The organism is Superficieibacter sp. BNK-5, from assembly GCF_047456055.1.
Lineage (GTDB): Bacteria > Pseudomonadota > Gammaproteobacteria > Enterobacterales > Enterobacteriaceae > Superficieibacter.
Genome location: NZ_CP179893.1, coordinates 4,839,322 through 4,856,671, shown reverse-complemented (window position 1 = coordinate 4,856,671; position 17,350 = coordinate 4,839,322). Strand labels below are relative to the sequence as shown.

Here is a 17,350-nt window from a genome sequence, read left to right as displayed (position 1 = left end):
ATTCCCTCCTCAGGTCGATTTCGTGTGCTGAATTGTTGACGCATTCATTTATTGGTATCGCATGAACCCCATCGTAATTAATCGGCTTCAACGGAAGCTGGGCTACACTTTTCATCATCAGGAATTGTTGCAGCAGGCGTTAACGCATCGTAGCGCCAGTAGTAAACACAACGAGCGTCTGGAGTTTCTCGGCGACTCTATTTTAAGTTATGTCATTGCTAACGCGCTTTACCATCGTTTTCCTCGCGTGGATGAGGGCGATATGAGCCGTATGCGCGCGACGCTGGTGCGCGGCAATACGCTGGCGGAAATTGCCCGCGAATTTGAGCTGGGCGAATGCCTGCGTCTCGGGCCGGGCGAGCTAAAAAGCGGCGGCTTCCGTCGTGAATCTATTCTCGCGGATACGGTCGAAGCATTAATCGGCGGGGTTTTTCTCGACAGCGATATTCAAAACATCGAGAAACTGATCCTGAGCTGGTACCAGACGCGTCTGGATGAAATCAGCCCGGGCGATAAGCAAAAAGATCCGAAAACGCGTTTACAGGAATATTTACAGGGCCGTCACCTGCCGCTGCCATCTTATCTGGTAGTACAGGTACGGGGCGAAGCCCACGATCAGGAATTTACTATCCACTGCCAGGTCAGCGGCCTGAGTGAACCGGTGGTAGGCACAGGTTCCAGCCGTCGTAAGGCGGAGCAGGCTGCCGCCGAACAGGCGCTGAAAAAACTGGAGCTGGAATGAGCGAAGAAAAAAGTTATTGTGGGTTTGTTGCCATCGTAGGGCGTCCTAACGTTGGCAAGTCGACCCTGTTGAACAACCTGCTGGGGCAGAAGATTTCGATCACCTCCCGCAAGGCACAAACGACCCGTCACCGCATTGTCGGTATCCATACTGAAGGCCCGTATCAGGCGATTTACGTCGATACCCCCGGCCTGCACATGGAAGAAAAACGCGCTATCAACCGCCTGATGAACAAAGCGGCCAGCAGCTCTATTGGCGACGTTGAGCTGGTGATTTTCGTGGTCGAAGGCACGCGCTGGACGCCGGACGACGAAATGGTGCTTAACAAGCTGCGTGACGGTAAAGCGCCGGTGATCCTCGCGGTGAATAAAGTCGATAACGTGCAGGAAAAGGCCGATCTACTGCCGCATTTGCAGTTCCTCGCCAGCCAGATGAACTTCCTCGACATCGTACCGATGTCCGCAGAGACCGGGATGAACGTCGATACCGTTGCCGGGATCGTGCGCAAGCACCTGCCGGAAGCGATCCACCATTTCCCGGAAGATTACATCACCGACCGCTCGCAGCGCTTTATGGCCTCTGAAATCATCCGTGAAAAACTGATGCGTTTCCTCGGTGCCGAACTGCCTTACTCGGTGACGGTGGAGATTGAGCGTTTCATCACCAACGAGCGTGGCGGCTACGACATCAACGGCCTGATCCTCGTTGAGCGCGAAGGGCAGAAGAAGATGGTCATTGGCAACAAAGGGGCCAAAATCAAAACCATCGGAATCGAAGCGCGTAAAGACATGGAAGAGATGTTCGAAGCCAAAGTGCATCTTGAGCTGTGGGTGAAAGTGAAATCCGGCTGGGCCGATGACGAACGCGCTTTGCGCAGCCTCGGCTACGTTGACGATCTTTAAGAGCTAAACCTGATGGAAGGCTGGCAGCGCGCATTCGTTCTGCATAGTCGGCCGTGGAGCGAAACCAGCCTGATGCTGGACGTCTTCACGGAAGAGTCGGGACGCGTGCGCCTTGTCGCCAAAGGCGCGCGAGCCAAACGTTCTAACCTCAAAGGCGCTCTCCAGCCTTTTACGCCGCTGCTGGTGCGCTTTGGCGGACGCGGTGAAGTCAAAACCCTGCGTAGCGCCGAAGCCGTCTCTCTGGCGCTCCCCTTAAGCGGTATCACCCTCTACAGCGGCCTGTACGTTAACGAACTGCTCGCCCGCGTGCTGGAACAAGAGACGCGCTTCTCTGAACTCTTCTTTGACTACCTGCACTGCCTTCAGGCGCTGGCGGGTGCGACCGATTCCCCTGAACCTGCGCTACGGCGATTTGAGCTGGCACTGCTCGGCCACCTTGGCTACGGCCTCGATTTTCTGCACTGCGCCGGAAGCGGTGAGCCAGTTGAAGAAACCATGACCTATCGCTACCGTGAAGAAAAAGGCTTTATTGCCAGCGTGGTCATTGATAACAATACCTTTACCGGACACCATCTCAGGGCGCTGGCCAGCCGGGAATTTCCTGATGCTGATACCCTGCGCGCCGCGAAACGCTTTACCCGCATAGCGCTCAAGCCGTATCTTGGTGGTAAACCGTTAAAGAGCCGGGAGCTGTTTCGCCAGTTTGTACCGAAGCGCTAGCGGCTCGCAAAATTTCTGACCTGGAAGACTATTGAGGATTGTCATGGCTGATTTACTGTTAGGCGTCAACATTGATCATATCGCCACGCTACGTAACGCGCGCGGTACGGCGTATCCGGATCCGGTACAGGCGGCGTTTATTGCCGAGCAGGCGGGGGCGGACGGCATTACCGTTCACCTGCGTGAAGATCGCCGTCACATCACCGATCGCGACGTTAAGATCCTGCGTCAGACGCTCGACACCCGCATGAATCTGGAAATGGCCGTCACCGAAGAAATGCTGACCATCGCCTGTGACACGAAACCCCATTTCTGCTGCCTGGTGCCGGAAAAACGCCAGGAAGTGACCACTGAAGGCGGGCTGGACGTAGCCGGGCAACGCGACAAAATGCGCGATGCCTGCCAGCGTCTTGCTGCCGCGGGTATTCAGGTTTCCCTGTTTATCGATGCCGACAACGAGCAGATTAAGGCCGCGGCGGACGTCGGCGCGCCTTACATTGAAATTCATACTGGCTGCTATGCCGATGCGGAAAACGAGGCAGATCGCGCCCGCGAGCTGGCGCGTATCGCTCGTGCGGCGACCTATGCCGCCAGTCTGGGCCTGAAGGTCAATGCCGGTCACGGGCTGACCTATCACAATGTGCAGGCCATCGCCGCACTGCCGGAAATGCATGAACTGAATATCGGGCACGCGATTATTGGCCGGGCAGTGATGAGCGGGCTGAAAGAGGCGGTAGTGGAAATGAAGCGCCTGATGCAGGACGCGCGTCGTTAATGGCGATTCTCGGCTTAGGCACCGATATCGTGGAGATTGCCCGCATTGAGGCGGTGATCTCCCGCAGCGGCGATCGCCTGGCGCGACGGGTGCTCAGCGATAACGAATGGGCCATCTGGGAAGCGCACCAGCAACCGGTGCGTTTTCTGGCTAAGCGTTTCGCGGTCAAAGAAGCGGCAGCGAAAGCCTTCGGCACCGGCATTCGTAACGGTCTGGCGTTTAATCAGTTTGAAGTGTACAACGACGAGCTGGGGAAACCGCGCCTGCGATTCTGGGGTGAGGCGCTGCGTCTGGCAGAAACGATGGGCGTCACCTCAACGCATGTCACGCTGGCGGATGAACGTCATTACGCCTGCGCCACGGTGATCATCGAGCGCTAGATTTTATCCGCATGGTGCATCAGCACAAACTTGTCCCACAGCTGTTCTTCGTTTTCGATGTGTGCCGGATCTTTCAGAATGGTATTGGGGATCGGGCACACTTTCTGGCAGGTCGGCGTCTCATAATGTCCCACGCATTCTGTGCAGCGCTGGCTGTTAATCACATAGATGCTGTCACCCATTGAAATGGCCTCGTTAGGACATTCGGGTTCGCACATATCGCAATTAATGCATTTTTTGGTAATTAACAGCGCCATCAGGAAATTCTCAGAAGCAACACAAACAGGGCGGGCATTATACGCCGATCTTTTGTTCAGACCAGTTTTTTCACCAGCGCCTCGCTCTGGCGGATACGATCCGGCGCGTGCTCCAGATCCTGCTGTACCAGCGCCATAAACAGCAGATCGGTGAGCAGCATCTGCGCGCTGGTGGACGAGATGGCGGCGCTGCGGGTGGCCTGTTCTTCCGCAATAGTATAAAGCGTGTGAGATGCGCGTTGCTGGAGCGTATTAAGCGTAAATCCGGTAATGGCAAACACCTTCGCGCCAACCCGATGCGCTTCCTCAGCGGCCAGACAAATTTCACGTCGTTCGCCGGTATAGGAAATCGCCAGCAGCACATCGTCGGAGGACATCGCCTGCACCACCGCCAGCAGGGCGTGCATATCCAGTTCAATAAGCGCATTCAGGCCAATTTTCATCAGCTTCCAGCCAAAATTTCGCGCCACCAGACCGGAGGCACCGATGCCGGTCAGGATTATCCGCCTTGCGCCGCGCAGTATCTGCACGCTCTCCAGAAGCTTGTCTTCGCTGTTGATATCCAGCGAGGCGTGCATCGCCGCGAGTTTCTCGGCAATCAGTTTTTCACCCACCAGGCGCAGGGGATCGTCTCCGCGAATATGGTTATGCACTGGCATTGAAGGAGGAAGGGAATGGCTGGCCAGCGCTTCGCTAATCGCCAGCTTGAGGGCCGGAAAACCTTTAAAGCCTAATTTCTGAGCAAATTTCACTACGCTGGACTGGCTGACGCCCGCTTCATGAGCAAGCTGCTGCGAGCTGAAATGCCGGGCCTCATTGGGGTGAGAAAGTAAAAAATCCGCCAGCTTTTTATCGCTCTGGGCAAGCGCCGGATAACGCTGACGAATACGGCTCAAACAGTTCATAACTTCTCCAGCGAATAACAGGTTTCTGACGAAAAAAAGCTCGCCTGTCTGAATATTATATTCCAATATAGTCAGATTATTATGAATTAAATATTCTGGAGGGACAAAATGAATCTTGGCTCGCTGATTTCTGAAACCCGAAACACGCGAACGATGGCGCTGGACGGGGTATCGACGCGTGAAATGGTTAGCTTACTAAATCAGGAAGATGCACTGGTCGCGCCAGCGGTGGCTGCCGTGCTGGATGAGGTGGCAAAAGCCGTCGATGCGGCAGCGATGGCGCTACAGGCGGGAGGGCGTGTCATCTATATGGGCGCGGGCACCAGCGGTCGACTGGGCGTACTGGATGCGTCCGAATGTCCTCCGACATTTGGCGTGCCGCACGGTCTGGTGGTGGGACTGATTGCCGGCGGCCCCGGCGCGCTGCTGAAAGCGGTGGAGGGCGCGGAAGATAGCCTGCAACTCGGCGAAGAGGATCTGAAAGCGCTTAATCTGACCGCGGAGGATCTGGTGGTTGGCATTGCTGCTTCCGGGCGCACGCCATACGTGATTGGCGGGCTGCGCTATGCAAAAGCCACCGGCTGCACGACCGTCGCCATCTCCTGCAATCCCGCCTCGCCGATTGCCAGCGAAGCCGCCATCGCGATTTCTCCGGTGGTTGGCCCGGAAGCGCTGACGGGTTCTACGCGCCTGAAATCCGGTACGGCACAGAAAATGGTGCTGAATATGATCTCGACCGGTGCGATGGTGAAGTTTGGCAAGGTGTATCAGAACCTGATGGTGGATATGAAAGCCTCTAACATCAAGCTGGTCGACCGCGCCTGCCGGATGCTGATGGAAGCGACCGGCATTGAGCGCACGCAGGCGGAACAGATGTTACAACAGACCGATCATGAGGTGAAACCCGCGATCCTGATGGTGCTGACCGGGCTGGATGCCGCGAGTGCGCGCGCCCGGCTTGAGGAACATCGCGGCTTTTTGCGCGCCGCGCTGGAAGCCCGTTAACGGTTGACAGCTGGAACTTGTGACGCTCAGGACCGGAAAAATCAGGATCTATCTGTTAGGCTAATTAAAGTATTTACCGCCTGGCGTATTGTGGCCAGGCGACCGCAGCTTAAGATCCTGAGGAGTAAGGTTTGGCAACTAACGAGCGTCGTGTCGTATTTTTTGATCTTGATGGAACGCTGCATCAGCAGGATATGTTCGGCAGTTTCTTGCGCTATCTTCTGCGCCATCAACCCTTAAATGCGCTGCTTGTCCTGCCTTTACTTCCGCTCATCGGCATCGCACTGCTGGTTAAAGGCCGCGCCGCGCGCTGGCCGATGAGCTTATTATTGTGGGGCTGCACCTTCGGCCATAGCGAAGCGCACTTAAAACGGCTGGAAAGCCAGTTTGTCGCCTGGTTTCGCCAGCACGTCACAGCCTTTCCCGTCGTACATAACCGATTAACCGACTATCTGACCAGTACCGATGCCGACGTCTGGTTAATCACCGGATCGCCACAGCCGCTGGTTGAGCAGGTCTACATTGATACGCCCTGGCTGCCGAGAGTCAATCTTATCGCCAGTCAGATCACCCGGCGTAATGGAGGCTGGGTGCTGACCATGCGTTGCCTGGGCCATGAAAAGGTCGCGCAACTGGAGCGTCGCATCGGTACGCCGCTGCGCCTGTACAGTGGCTACAGCGACAGCAAACAGGATAACCCCTTGCTCTATTTCTGCCAGCACCGCTGGCGCGTCACGCCGCTCGGTAAGCTTCAGCAACTCGAATGAGAAGGGTGTTTAAAAGATAACGGCTGTGTATAATGCGCCCCGCTTTTATCTCTGGAGTGTCCGCTTTGTCCGACCACAAACTGAATCATGAACACTGGATGCGTTACGCGCTGACGCTGGCTCAACGGGCCTGGGACGAGGGCGAAGTGCCGGTCGGTGCGGTACTGGTGCATGATAATCAGGTCATAGGCGAGGGCTGGAACCGGCCGATAGGGCGTCACGATCCGACCGCGCATGCGGAAATTATGGCCCTGCGTCAGGGCGGACTGGTGCTACAAAACTATCGCCTGGTCGATACCACGCTGTATGTCACTCTGGAGCCGTGCGTAATGTGCGCCGGGGCGATGGTCCATAGCCGTATCGGGCACCTGGTGTTTGGCGCACGTGACGCCAAAACCGGGGCCGCCGGATCGTTAATGGATGTGCTGCATCATCCCGGCATGAATCACCGGGTTGAATTTACCGAGGGCGTACTGGGGGAAGAATGCGCCGCGCTGCTCAGCGATTTTTTCCGTCATCGCCGGCAGGTCAAGAAAGCCCTCAAGCAGGCAGAAAAAGGGTAGAACTAGCGCCGTGCACCTTCAGTGAGAATCGTTGCTTTCGCAGACGTAGCGTTCTTGTTAAGCATTGATAAGAACGGCACAACAGGCGGCGCTTCCTGTACCAGCGTATCGGCAGGCACCACCGGATAAGCCTGCGAAAGCTGGAGCGCTTTTTCCGTTAACCGGTCTTTCTCCAGCAAATAGCCCACCAGACTGATTTGATACTTACGGATGTTTTCCACAAACGCATAGGCTTCATGTCCCCGCGCATAACCGTAGGTCAGATTGCTATAAATGGGTTTCTGAGCCAGCAGCGGTAAACGCTGTTTGACCTCTGCCCAGCTATCGGGATTGCCGTTTTGTTTTGCGGTTAATGCCCTGACATCCAGCATATGCGCGTAGCCCATATTGTATGCCGCTAGCGCAAACCAGATCCGTTCGTTTTCCGGTACGGTCTCCGGCACCTTGCCGATCAGCTCCCGCAGATAGCGCATCCCGCCGCTGATACTTTGCTCGGCGTCGGTGCGATCGCTTAAGCCCAGGCTTTGCGCCGTATTGCGGGTCAGCATCATCATACCGCGTACCCCGGTCGGCGACGTCGCCAGCGGGTCCCAGTGCGACTCCTGATAAGAGATGGCGGCCAGTAAACGCCAGTCAATACTGTCAGCATACTTCTCAAACAACGGCTGGAAATCCGGCAGGGTGCTGTCAATCGCCCGCAGGAATGAGCGGGTATCGACATAGTCAAAATCCTGGCCGTGACCGAGATACTTCTCTTCCAGACGCGCAATAACTCCCTCTGTGCTCGTCTTACCAAAGAAAACACGCATCGCCTCGGACAGCGTTTTATCGTCATCCTGCACGCTAAACCAGGTGACAGGCTGTTCATCGGTCACGTCCAGCGCCACCGCCAGTTCCGGATGGACGCGCTGGAAGAGGCTGATGGCTCCGGAATCGGCAATGGTATAGTCAATCCGCCCCGCCACCACATCTTCCATCAGAACCTGGCTGCTACGTTTATCGTCGACCGTCCAGTTAAGATCCGGAAACTTCTTTGCCTTCATTTCACGCAGATCGTTGATGACCGCATGACCCGGGGCGATGGTGAGCTGGCTGGCATCAATGGCCGCCAGCGAACGTGGACGAGTGTTTCCCACCCGGTAAACCAGCTGCTGTGAAACAGAGGAGTAGGGTGGACCGGGCTGATAATGTTTTGCCCGCTCGCTATTCCATACCAGACCGGCGGCCAGAATATCGGCCTTACCGTTATCAAGGTCATCAAACAGTTGACCGATGGTTGGCCTGACCGTCACTTTCAGGCGCACGCCAAGCTCGTCGGCAAACTGCTGCGCCAGCTCGTAATCAAAACCTTCGACTTTGCCGTTAATGTTGATGTAGGTCATCGGCGAAGTGACGGTACTGATACGCAGTTCGCCGCGCGCCTTTATCGCTGCAATACGGTTTTCCGGCCAGTGATGCCAGACAAATGCGGCTGACAGGGCCACGAACAGTAGCAGCGCAGCAATGCCCAACAGCGGGTAATTAATCTTTAATTTTTTCAAATAGTTAATTCTCTTCGCTGTGCCTGGCCCTGAGGTTTCACGGCCCGTATAATGTGAGCGGATGTTTCAGAAAGAGCGGCATTTTGCTTAACATTACGCCGTCTGGCAACTTTTTCAGGCCATGTGCCACACTGAATGTTAAAAATGGAAAGGCATTTAATTTCGACGCAAACGGTTTCGTCATGGCTCACTATTCTTTATAATGACGCCCGTTTTCCCCCCTTGCGCACACTGAAAACTGAGAAGACGAGAGATTATGATGGAAATTCTGCGTGGTTCGCCTGCACTGTCGGCATTCCGAATGAATAAACTGCTGGCACGCTTTCAGGCGTTCAACCTGCCGGTAAGCACCCTTTACGCTGAGTACGTCCATTTTGCCGATCTTAACGCACCGCTGACGGCGGAAGAGCACGCCCAACTTGAGCGTTTGCTGACCTACGGCCCGCATCTCAATAGTCATACCCCTTCAGGAAAACTGCTGCTGGTGACGCCACGTCCGGGCACCATCTCTCCCTGGTCTTCTAAAGCCACCGACATCGCTCACAACTGCGGTTTACAGCAGATTAATCGCCTTGAACGCGGCGTGGCATATTATGTCGAAGCGTCAACGCTGACGGCTGAACAGTGGCAGACGGTTGCCGCAGAACTCCACGATCGCATGATGGAGACCGTGTTTACCTCGCAGGAAGAAGCGGAACAGCTGTTTGCGCATCACCAGCCGACACCGGTGACCAGCGTCGATGTGCTGGGGGAAGGGCGTCAGGCACTGGCCGACGCTAACCTGCGCCTTGGGCTGGCGCTGGCGGATGATGAGATTGATTATCTGCACGCTGCCTTCACTAAACTGGGCCGCAATCCCAACGATATCGAACTGTATATGTTTGCGCAGGCTAACTCCGAGCACTGCCGCCACAAGATTTTTAACGCCGACTGGGTCATCGACGGTGAACAGCAGCCGAAATCGCTGTTTAAGATGATCAAAAACACTTTTGAGAAAACCCCGGACTTCGTGCTGTCGGCGTATAAAGACAATGCCGCGGTTATGGAAGGTTCGGCGGTGGGCCGCTACTTTGCCGACCATAAAACCGGGCGCTATGACTTCCACCAGGAAGATGCGCATATCCTGATGAAGGTCGAAACCCATAACCACCCCACGGCGATCTCTCCGTGGCCCGGCGCGGCAACCGGTTCAGGCGGTGAAATCCGTGACGAAGGGGCGACCGGGCGCGGTGCGAAACCTAAAGCCGGGCTGGTGGGCTTCTCCGTTTCTAACCTGCGTATTCCCGGCTTTGAACAGCCGTGGGAAGAAGATTTCGGCAAGCCGGAACGTATTGTCACTGCGCTGGATATCATGACCGATGGCCCGCTGGGCGGCGCGGCGTTTAACAACGAATTTGGCCGTCCGGCGCTGAACGGCTACTTCCGTACTTACGAAGAGAAGGTCAATAGCCACAACGGTGAAGAACTGCGCGGTTACCATAAGCCGATCATGCTGGCCGGTGGGATCGGCAATATCCGTGCCGATCACGTGCAGAAAGGCGAGATCGTGGTCGGAGCGAAGCTCATCGTCCTCGGCGGTCCGGCGATGAATATCGGTCTGGGCGGCGGGGCGGCGTCATCTATGGCCTCCGGGCAGTCTGATGCGGATCTTGATTTTGCTTCAGTGCAGCGTGATAACCCGGAAATGGAGCGCCGCTGTCAGGAAGTGATCGACCGCTGCTGGCAACTGGGCGACGCCAACCCGATCCTCTTTATTCACGATGTGGGCGCGGGCGGCTTGTCTAACGCCATGCCTGAACTGGTCAGTGACGGCGGGCGCGGCGGTAAATTCGAACTGCGCGATGTGCTCAGCGATGAACCCGGCATGAGTCCGCTGGAAATCTGGTGCAACGAATCGCAGGAGCGCTATGTGCTGGCGGTGGCGGCTGACCAGCTTTCACTGTTTGACGAACTGTGCCAGCGCGAACGTGCGCCGTATGCAGTGATCGGTGAAGCGACTGAAGAGCTGCATCTGACGATGAATGACCGTCACTTCGATAATCAGCCTGTCGATCTGCCACTGGATGTACTGCTGGGTAAAACGCCGAAAATGACCCGCGATGTACAGACGCGTAAAGCGGCGGGTGATGCTTTTGATCGCCAGAACATTACCGTCGCGGAGGCGGTGAATCGTGTCCTGCATCTGCCGACGGTGGCAGAGAAAACCTTCCTGGTGACGATTGGAGACCGTACTGTGACCGGCATGGTGGCGCGCGATCAAATGGTCGGTCCATGGCAGATACCGGTCGCTAACTGCGCGGTCACCACCGCCAGCCTCGACAGTTATTATGGTGAAGCCATGTCGCTGGGCGAACGTGCGCCGGTGGCGCTGCTGGATTTCGCCGCCTCTGCGCGTCTGGCGGTCGGCGAAGCGCTGACCAATATTGCCGCCACCCAAATCGGCGACATCAAGCGCATTAAGCTCTCTGCCAACTGGATGGCCGCTGCCGGGCATCCGGGCGAAGACGCCGGTCTGTATGAAGCAGTAAAAGCGGTGGGCGAAGAACTGTGTCCGGCGTTAGGGCTGACCATCCCGGTGGGTAAAGACTCCATGTCAATGAAAACCCGCTGGCAGGAAGGCAGCGAGCAGCGCGAAATGATCTCGCCGCTGTCGCTGGTGATCACCGCGTTTGCCCGTGTAGAAGACGTGCGTCAGACCATTACGCCGCAGCTTTCGCTCGAAGATAACGCCCTGCTGCTGATCGATCTGGGTAAAGGTCATAATGCGCTGGGTGCCACGGCACTGGCGCAGGTTTACCGTCAGTTAGGTCATACGCCAGCCGATGTGCGCAGCGTTGAGCAGCTTAAAGGGTTCTACGATGCCATTCAGGCGCTGGTGGCAGCGCGTCAGTTGCTGGCTTACCACGACCGTTCCGACGGCGGACTGCTGGTTACGCTGGCGGAAATGGCCTTTGCCGGTCACTGTGGCATTGAGGCTGATATTGCCAGCCTCGGTGAGGATCGCCTGGCGGCGCTGTTCAACGAAGAACTGGGCGCGGTCATTCAGGTACGTGCCGCAGAGCGCGAGGCGGTGGAGGGCGTGCTGAACGCGCATGGTCTCGGCGATTGTGTTCACTACCTGGGTCAGGCGGTGTCGGGCGACCGTTTTGTCATTACTGCGGGTGAGCAGGCGGTCTTTAGCGAAAGCCGTACCACATTGCGCCTCTGGTGGGCAGAGACCACCTGGCAGATGCAGCGCCTGCGCGACAACCCGGAATGTGCCGATCAGGAGCACGAGGCAAAGCGCCACGACAACGATCCGGGTCTCAACGTTACGCTCTCGTTTGATCTCAATGAGGATATTGCCGCGCCTTACATCGCTACCGGTGCTCGTCCAAAAGTGGCCGTCTTGCGCGAGCAGGGCGTCAACTCGCATGTTGAAATGGCCGCGGCATTCCACCGCGCCGGTTTTGATGCCATTGATGTGCATATGAGCGATCTGCTGGCAGGGCGTACCGGGCTGGAGAGCTTCCAGGCGTTAGTAGCCTGCGGCGGCTTCTCCTATGGTGATGTGCTGGGCGCAGGGGAAGGCTGGGCCAAATCCATTCTCTTTAATAACCGCGTGCGCGATGAGTTCGAGACGTTCTTCCACCGTCCGCAAACGCTGGCACTTGGCGTCTGCAACGGTTGCCAGATGATGTCGAATCTGCGTGAGCTGATCCCTGGCAGCGAACAGTGGCCGCGCTTTGTGCGTAACCACTCCGATCGCTTCGAGGCCCGTTTTAGCCTGGTGGAAGTGACGCAAAGCCCGTCGCTACTGCTAAAGGGCATGGTAGGATCGCAGATGCCAATTGCTGTGTCGCACGGGGAAGGGCGCGTGGAAGTGCGTGATGCGGCGCATCTGGCGACGCTTGAAAGCAAAGGGCTGGTAGCGCTGCGCTATGTGGACAACTTCGGTAAGGTGACCGAAACCTATCCGGCGAACCCGAACGGCTCGCCAAACGGCATTACCGCCGTCACCAGCGAAAGCGGGCGCGTCACCGTTATGATGCCGCACCCTGAGCGCGTTTTCCGCACCGTCAGCAACTCATGGCATCCGGAAAACTGGGGCGAGGACAGCCCGTGGATGCGTATTTTCCGCAACGCACGTAAGCAGTTGGGTTAAAGGAGGAGGCGGCTTCGCAGCGGGTGCTTCAGCGTATTTTTGCCGGGTGGCGGCTTCGCCTTACCCGGCCTACAATTTCATGAATATCAATTAGTTATTCGTAACCCTCAGTGACCTGTAGGCCCGGTAAGCGCAGCGCCACCGGGCATCATTCCACGATATAACGTTTTTCATCAATCTGCGGCCTGGTGTGAGTTTGATCGCGAAAAGGTGTCTGCAAAACCCGACATTGTGCTTAAGGCGTGTCGCTTAATAGCGACACATAAGCTATTGATTTTATAATGTTAAAAAAATGCTAACTTCAGGTGTTGTTTTTTGGCGACACTTTGGCTGAAAAAACATCGTCGATGAATAGATATTGTTTTGCTATAAACCCTTTATAAAACATAGTAATAACAAATTATTTCCAATGTTGGCACGTATGCTGCATAATATTAATCAGTGGCTCATTCACCTTCTTATGTCAGCCCCTCCGGGACGCGCTACATAAACCTCGAATGACGCACAACAAGGTGCCTGCCGTCCAGCTTCTGATAATAGCCTTGCGCTTTATCAACCATCGGGCGAAACGTCGAGTTAGGCACCGCCTTATTACATAATAAAGCCGGGTTAATACCCGGCTTTATTGTATCTGCCTTCCGCCTCAGTTAGCATCGCCCTATTCGGGTCTGATGAGAGTAACACCTTGAAGCGCTGGTCCATTTTCCCCCGCTCACTACGACAACTGGTTATGCTGGCGTTTTTGCTGATCCTGCTGCCGCTACTGGTACTGGCATGGCAGGCGTGGCAAAGCCTGAACGCGCTCAGTGCGCAGGCCGCGCAGACCAACCGCACGACGTTGATTGACGCGCGTCGCAGCGAGGCGATGACCAATGCAGCGCTGGAGATGGAACGCAGCTATCGTCAGTACTGCGTGCTCGACGATCCTACCCTGGCACGGGTATATCAGGGGCAGCGTAAGCGCTACATCGACATGCTGGATGCGCATGCGGGTGTGCTTCCGGATGACAAGCTCTATCAGATTCTGCGCCAGGATCTCAACGCGCTGGCCCAGTTACAGTGTCTCAATAATGGCCCCACAACCCAATCCGCCCGCCAGTTAGAAGCCTTCGCCAGCGCCAATACCGATATGGTGCAGGCCACGCGTGCCGTTGTCTTTTCCCGTGGTCAGCAACTCCAGCAGGAAATCGCCGAACGCGGCCAGTTTTTTGGCTGGCAGGCGCTGCTCCTCTTTCTGGTTAGCTTGCTGATGGTGCTGCTATTTACCCGGATGATTATTGGACCGGTGAAAGGCATCGAGCGTATGATCAACCGTCTGGGAGAAGGCCGCTCGCTGGGCAACACAGTGGTGTTTCGCGGACCACGCGAGCTACGCTCCGTGGGTCAACGCATTATCTGGCTAAGCGAACGCCTGTCATGGCTCGAAGCGCAGCGTCATCAGTTTTTACGTCATCTCTCCCATGAGCTGAAAACGCCGCTGGCCAGCATGCGTGAAGGCACCGAACTGTTGGCCGATCAGGTAGTTGGGCCGCTTACCGCAGAGCAGGCCGAAGTGGTAAATATCCTTGATGACAGTAGCCGTAATTTGCAAAAGCTAATTGAGCAATTGCTTGATTACAACCGTAAACTGGCGGATAGCGCCATTGAACTTGAGCACGTTGATCTTGCCCCGCTGGTCGACATGGTGATGTCTGCTCATAGTCTTCCGGCGCGGGCAAAAATGATGCAAACCAGCGTCACGCTTGATGAACCCGCCTGTCTGGCAGAGCCGATGCTATTGATGAGCGTGCTGGATAATCTTTATTCGAATGCGGTGCACTATGGCAATGAATCCGGTAACATTTACATTCGCAGTCAGCGCTATGATAACCGGGTGCGCATTGAAGTGAGCAATACCGGTACACCGATCCCGGATGCTGAAAAAGCGATGATTTTCGAACCGTTTTATCAGGGCAGCCATCAGCGTAAAGGCGCGGTTAAAGGTAGTGGGCTGGGCCTGAGTATCGCCCGTGACTGTATTCGCAGGATGCATGGCGAACTTCATCTCGTTGATGAAAGTACGGGCAACGTCTGTTTTCGCATCGAACTTCCCGTGTCGGGGCCGGACAACCTACAATGAATATAAATCTGGTGAATATGTCACACATTCTGGCACGTCTTTATCATGCAGCTTTTCCCCGCCGTTTTTTGACGCTCCCTTTTTCCTGCCTGTTGCTGGCTGGTTGCTCCTCGCATTTACCGCATCGCGCGCTGGATAAAGCCGAGACCAAAATTCCCCAGAGTCAGGTTGCTGATTTTCTCTCAACTGATTGTGCAAACATCTGGACGGCGGGCAATGCCGAAAGTGATAAAAATCCGCTTTACTGGCTGCGTGGCATTGACTGCGCGGAACGCCTGTCTCCTCAGCAGGCGAGATCCGAGGCGCGAACCTATTCAGATGACACCTGGCAGGATGCTTTCCGGCGCGGGATCATGTTGGCAAACGCGAGAATCACCCCGGTTGAACGGCGGGACAGCGTGACCCGTCTTGACGCCTTAAGCCCGCAAATTCCGGCGCAGGTGCGTCCGATGTATCAGCTCTGGCGCGACAGTCAGGCGTTACAATTGCAGCTTTCGGAAGAGCGTTATCGCTACAGTAAACTGCAACAATCTACCGACGGGGAGCTGGATACCCTGCGCCAGCAGCAGCAGTTCTTACAAAGCCAGCTCGATGCCACTACCCGCAAACTGGAGAGCCTGACCGATATCGAACGTCAGCTTTCCTCCCGGAAACCTGCGGGCAATTTTAGTTCCGACGCCAGCCATGCTGGCGATAAACCCGCCGTGCCTAAAGAGAATCAGCCTGCCGACGAGGATAGCCATGATAAGCCGTAAGCCTGCACACCTTTTACTGGTGGATGACGACCCCGGACTCCTCAAACTGCTGGGCATGCGTCTGACCAGCGAAGGATTCAGCGTGGTGACGGCGGAAAGCGGTCAGGAAGGCTTACGCGTACTCAACCGCGAGAAAGTCGATCTGGTGATTAGCGATCTGCGGATGGATGAGATGGACGGCATGCAGCTTTTCGCCGGCATTCAAAAGCTCCAGCCAGGCATGCCGGTGATTATTCTCACCGCCCACGGCTCGATTCCGGATGCGGTCGCCGCGACCCGACAGGGCGTTTTCAGTTTCCTGACCAAGCCGGTAGATAAAGACGCCCTCTATAAAGCGATTAACGATGCGCTGGAACATTCGGCACCGAATACCGATGAGCGGTGGCGGGAATCTATTGTCACCCGCAGTCCGGTGATGCTGCGCTTGCTGGAGCAGGCGCGAATGGTCGCCCAGTCAGACGTGAGCGTATTAATTAACGGTCAGAGCGGTACCGGGAAAGAGGTTTTTGCCCAGGCGATTCATAACGCCAGCCCGCGTAGTAGCCAGCCTTTTATCGCCATTAACTGCGGCGCGCTGCCGGAACAACTGCTGGAATCCGAGCTTTTCGGCCATGCGCGCGGGGCGTTTACCGGGGCGGTCAGTAACCGTGAAGGGCTGTTTCAGGCGGCAGAGGGGGGCACTCTGTTCCTCGATGAAATTGGCGATATGCCGATCCCATTACAGGTCAAACTGCTGCGCGTGCTTCAGGAACGCAAGGTTCGTCCGCTGGGCAGCAACCGCGATCTCGACATTGACGTGCGCATTATCTCTGCCACCCATCGCGACCTGCCAAAAGCGATGGCGCGCGGTGAGTTTCGTGAGGATCTCTTTTATCGCCTCAACGTGGTAAACCTTAAGATCCCAACGCTTGCTGCCCGCACTGAAGATATCCCGCTGCTGGCGAATCATCTGCTGCGGCTTTCAGCCGATCGGCATAAACCTTTCGTGCGTGCTTTTTCCACCGATGCCATGAAGCGGCTCATGACGGCGAGCTGGCCGGGAAACGTGCGCCAACTGGTCAACGTGATTGAACAGTGCGTGGCGCTTACCTCATCGCCGGTGATTAGCGATGCGCTGGTAGAGCAGGCGCTGGAGGGGGAAAATACGGCGCTGCCCACCTTTGCCGATGCGCGTAACCAGTTCGAACTCAACTACCTGCGCAAGCTGCTGCAAATCACCAAAGGTAACGTCACGCATGCGGCGCGGATGGCAGGGCGTAACCGCACCGAATTTTATAAACTGCTTTCGCGTCATGAACTGGATGCTAACGACTTTAAAGAGTAATTTGTCGCGCCTTCCGGGACTGAGATATGATACGGTGAGCAACCGTTTACGCGAATAAACCAGACAACGTTTCCAGGGAACACCATGAAAAAGATCGATGCGATAATCAAACCTTTCAAACTGGATGATGTGCGTGAAGCGCTGGCCGAAGTCGGCATCACCGGAATGACAGTAACGGAAGTCAAAGGTTTTGGCCGGCAAAAAGGCCACACCGAACTGTATCGTGGCGCGGAATACATGGTGGATTTTCTGCCGAAAGTGAAAATTGAAATTGTGGTTACCGACGATATTGTCGATACCTGTGTGGACACCATCATCCGCACCGCGCAGACCGGAAAAATCGGCGACGGTAAAATCTTCGTCTTTGACGTGGCGCGTGTGGTGCGTATCCGTACCGGCGAAGAAGACGACGCAGCGATCTGACAGGTGGCCTGATGGACGGCGAGAGTAA

Annotated in this window: 16 protein-coding genes; 13 read left to right on the top strand and 3 right to left on the bottom strand. The window is 55.9% G+C overall.

What is annotated here, in order from left to right:
- Nucleotides 1–61 precede the first annotated feature (61 nt).
- The 5 genes from rnc to acpS are packed head-to-tail and all read left to right on the top strand — an operon-like array spanning nucleotide 62 to nucleotide 3,519.
- Nucleotides 62–742 (top strand): ribonuclease III, encoded by a 681-nt coding sequence (rnc, locus tag ACMGGS_RS23130; RefSeq protein WP_176917182.1) that lies wholly within the window; start codon nucleotides 62–64, stop codon nucleotides 740–742.
- Nucleotides 739–1,644, top strand: coding sequence for a GTPase Era (era, locus tag ACMGGS_RS23125; protein WP_103677656.1), 906 nt, complete (start codon nucleotides 739–741; stop codon nucleotides 1,642–1,644). The genes rnc and era overlap by 4 nt, the downstream gene beginning before the upstream one ends.
- 12 nt (nucleotides 1,645–1,656) lie before the next feature.
- On the top strand, nucleotides 1,657–2,364 hold the full coding sequence (recO, locus tag ACMGGS_RS23120) for a DNA repair protein RecO (protein ID WP_176917181.1): 708 nt from the start codon (nucleotides 1,657–1,659) through the stop codon (nucleotides 2,362–2,364).
- Between the two features lie 43 nt (nucleotides 2,365–2,407).
- Nucleotides 2,408–3,139 carry a pyridoxine 5'-phosphate synthase gene (gene pdxJ / locus ACMGGS_RS23115; RefSeq protein WP_414164541.1) on the top strand — a complete coding sequence of 244 codons (732 nt, stop codon included), beginning with the start codon at nucleotides 2,408–2,410 and terminating at the stop codon, nucleotides 3,137–3,139.
- Nucleotides 3,139–3,519, top strand: a complete 381-nt coding sequence (gene acpS, locus ACMGGS_RS23110; RefSeq protein WP_176917179.1) for a holo-ACP synthase — start codon at nucleotides 3,139–3,141, stop codon at nucleotides 3,517–3,519. Before pdxJ ends, acpS begins: the two co-directional genes overlap by 1 nt.
- Here the strand turns inward: acpS and ACMGGS_RS23105 are convergent.
- Both ACMGGS_RS23105 and ACMGGS_RS23100 read right to left on the bottom strand, forming a co-directional pair.
- Complete coding sequence (locus ACMGGS_RS23105) at nucleotides 3,516–3,776, bottom strand: YfhL family 4Fe-4S dicluster ferredoxin (protein ID WP_414164540.1); 261 nt, start codon at nucleotides 3,774–3,776, stop codon at nucleotides 3,516–3,518. The genes acpS and ACMGGS_RS23105 overlap by 4 nt on opposite strands.
- A gap of 56 nt (nucleotides 3,777–3,832) precedes the next feature.
- Nucleotides 3,833–4,681, bottom strand: coding sequence for a MurR/RpiR family transcriptional regulator (locus ACMGGS_RS23100; protein ID WP_414164539.1), 849 nt, complete (start codon nucleotides 4,679–4,681; stop codon nucleotides 3,833–3,835).
- Nucleotides 4,682–4,789: 108 nt separating this feature from the next.
- Here ACMGGS_RS23100 and murQ point away from each other — a divergent pair, with 108 nt between their 5' ends.
- From murQ to tadA, 3 genes are all read left to right on the top strand, one after another.
- Entirely contained in the window at nucleotides 4,790–5,686 is an 897-nt protein-coding gene (murQ, locus tag ACMGGS_RS23095) for an N-acetylmuramic acid 6-phosphate etherase (protein WP_414164538.1), read from the top strand.
- Between the two features lie 131 nt (nucleotides 5,687–5,817).
- A complete protein-coding gene (yfhb, locus tag ACMGGS_RS23090; protein ID WP_414164537.1) occupies nucleotides 5,818–6,453 on the top strand; it encodes a phosphatidylglycerophosphatase C in 636 nt (211 codons plus the stop codon).
- Nucleotides 6,454–6,485: 32 nt separating this feature from the next.
- Nucleotides 6,486–7,016: a tRNA adenosine(34) deaminase TadA gene (gene tadA / locus ACMGGS_RS23085; RefSeq protein ID WP_414164536.1), complete on the top strand. Its 531-nt coding sequence runs from the start codon at nucleotides 6,486–6,488 to the stop codon at nucleotides 7,014–7,016.
- A gap of 2 nt (nucleotides 7,017–7,018) precedes the next feature.
- Here the strand turns inward: tadA and mltF are convergent, their stop codons facing one another.
- Nucleotides 7,019–8,557, bottom strand: coding sequence for a membrane-bound lytic murein transglycosylase MltF (gene mltF, locus ACMGGS_RS23080; RefSeq protein WP_414164535.1), 1,539 nt, complete (start codon nucleotides 8,555–8,557; stop codon nucleotides 7,019–7,021).
- A gap of 256 nt (nucleotides 8,558–8,813) precedes the next feature.
- Between mltF and purL the strand changes: the two genes are divergently transcribed.
- The 5 genes from purL (at nucleotide 8,814) to glnB (ending at nucleotide 17,322) form a co-directional block, all read left to right on the top strand.
- The gene (purL, locus tag ACMGGS_RS23075; protein WP_414164534.1) at nucleotides 8,814–12,701 is read left to right on the top strand and encodes a phosphoribosylformylglycinamidine synthase; all 3,888 of its coding nucleotides are present in this window, start codon (nucleotides 8,814–8,816) and stop codon (nucleotides 12,699–12,701) included.
- A 685-nt stretch (nucleotides 12,702–13,386) separates the two neighbouring features.
- Nucleotides 13,387–14,820, top strand: coding sequence for a two component system sensor histidine kinase QseE/GlrK (gene qseE / locus ACMGGS_RS23070; RefSeq protein ID WP_414164533.1), 1,434 nt, complete (start codon nucleotides 13,387–13,389; stop codon nucleotides 14,818–14,820).
- The gene (gene qseG / locus ACMGGS_RS23065; protein WP_414164532.1) at nucleotides 14,817–15,575 is read left to right on the top strand and encodes a two-component system QseEF-associated lipoprotein QseG; all 759 of its coding nucleotides are present in this window, start codon (nucleotides 14,817–14,819) and stop codon (nucleotides 15,573–15,575) included. The genes qseE and qseG overlap by 4 nt, the downstream gene beginning before the upstream one ends.
- Nucleotides 15,565–16,899, top strand: coding sequence for a two-component system response regulator GlrR (glrR, locus tag ACMGGS_RS23060; RefSeq protein WP_414166338.1), 1,335 nt, complete (start codon nucleotides 15,565–15,567; stop codon nucleotides 16,897–16,899). Before qseG ends, glrR begins: the two co-directional genes overlap by 11 nt.
- 84 nt (nucleotides 16,900–16,983) lie before the next feature.
- The gene (gene glnB, locus ACMGGS_RS23055) at nucleotides 16,984–17,322 is read left to right on the top strand and encodes a nitrogen regulatory protein P-II (protein WP_002438074.1); all 339 of its coding nucleotides are present in this window, start codon (nucleotides 16,984–16,986) and stop codon (nucleotides 17,320–17,322) included.
- The last annotated feature ends 28 nt before the right edge of the window (nucleotides 17,323–17,350 follow it).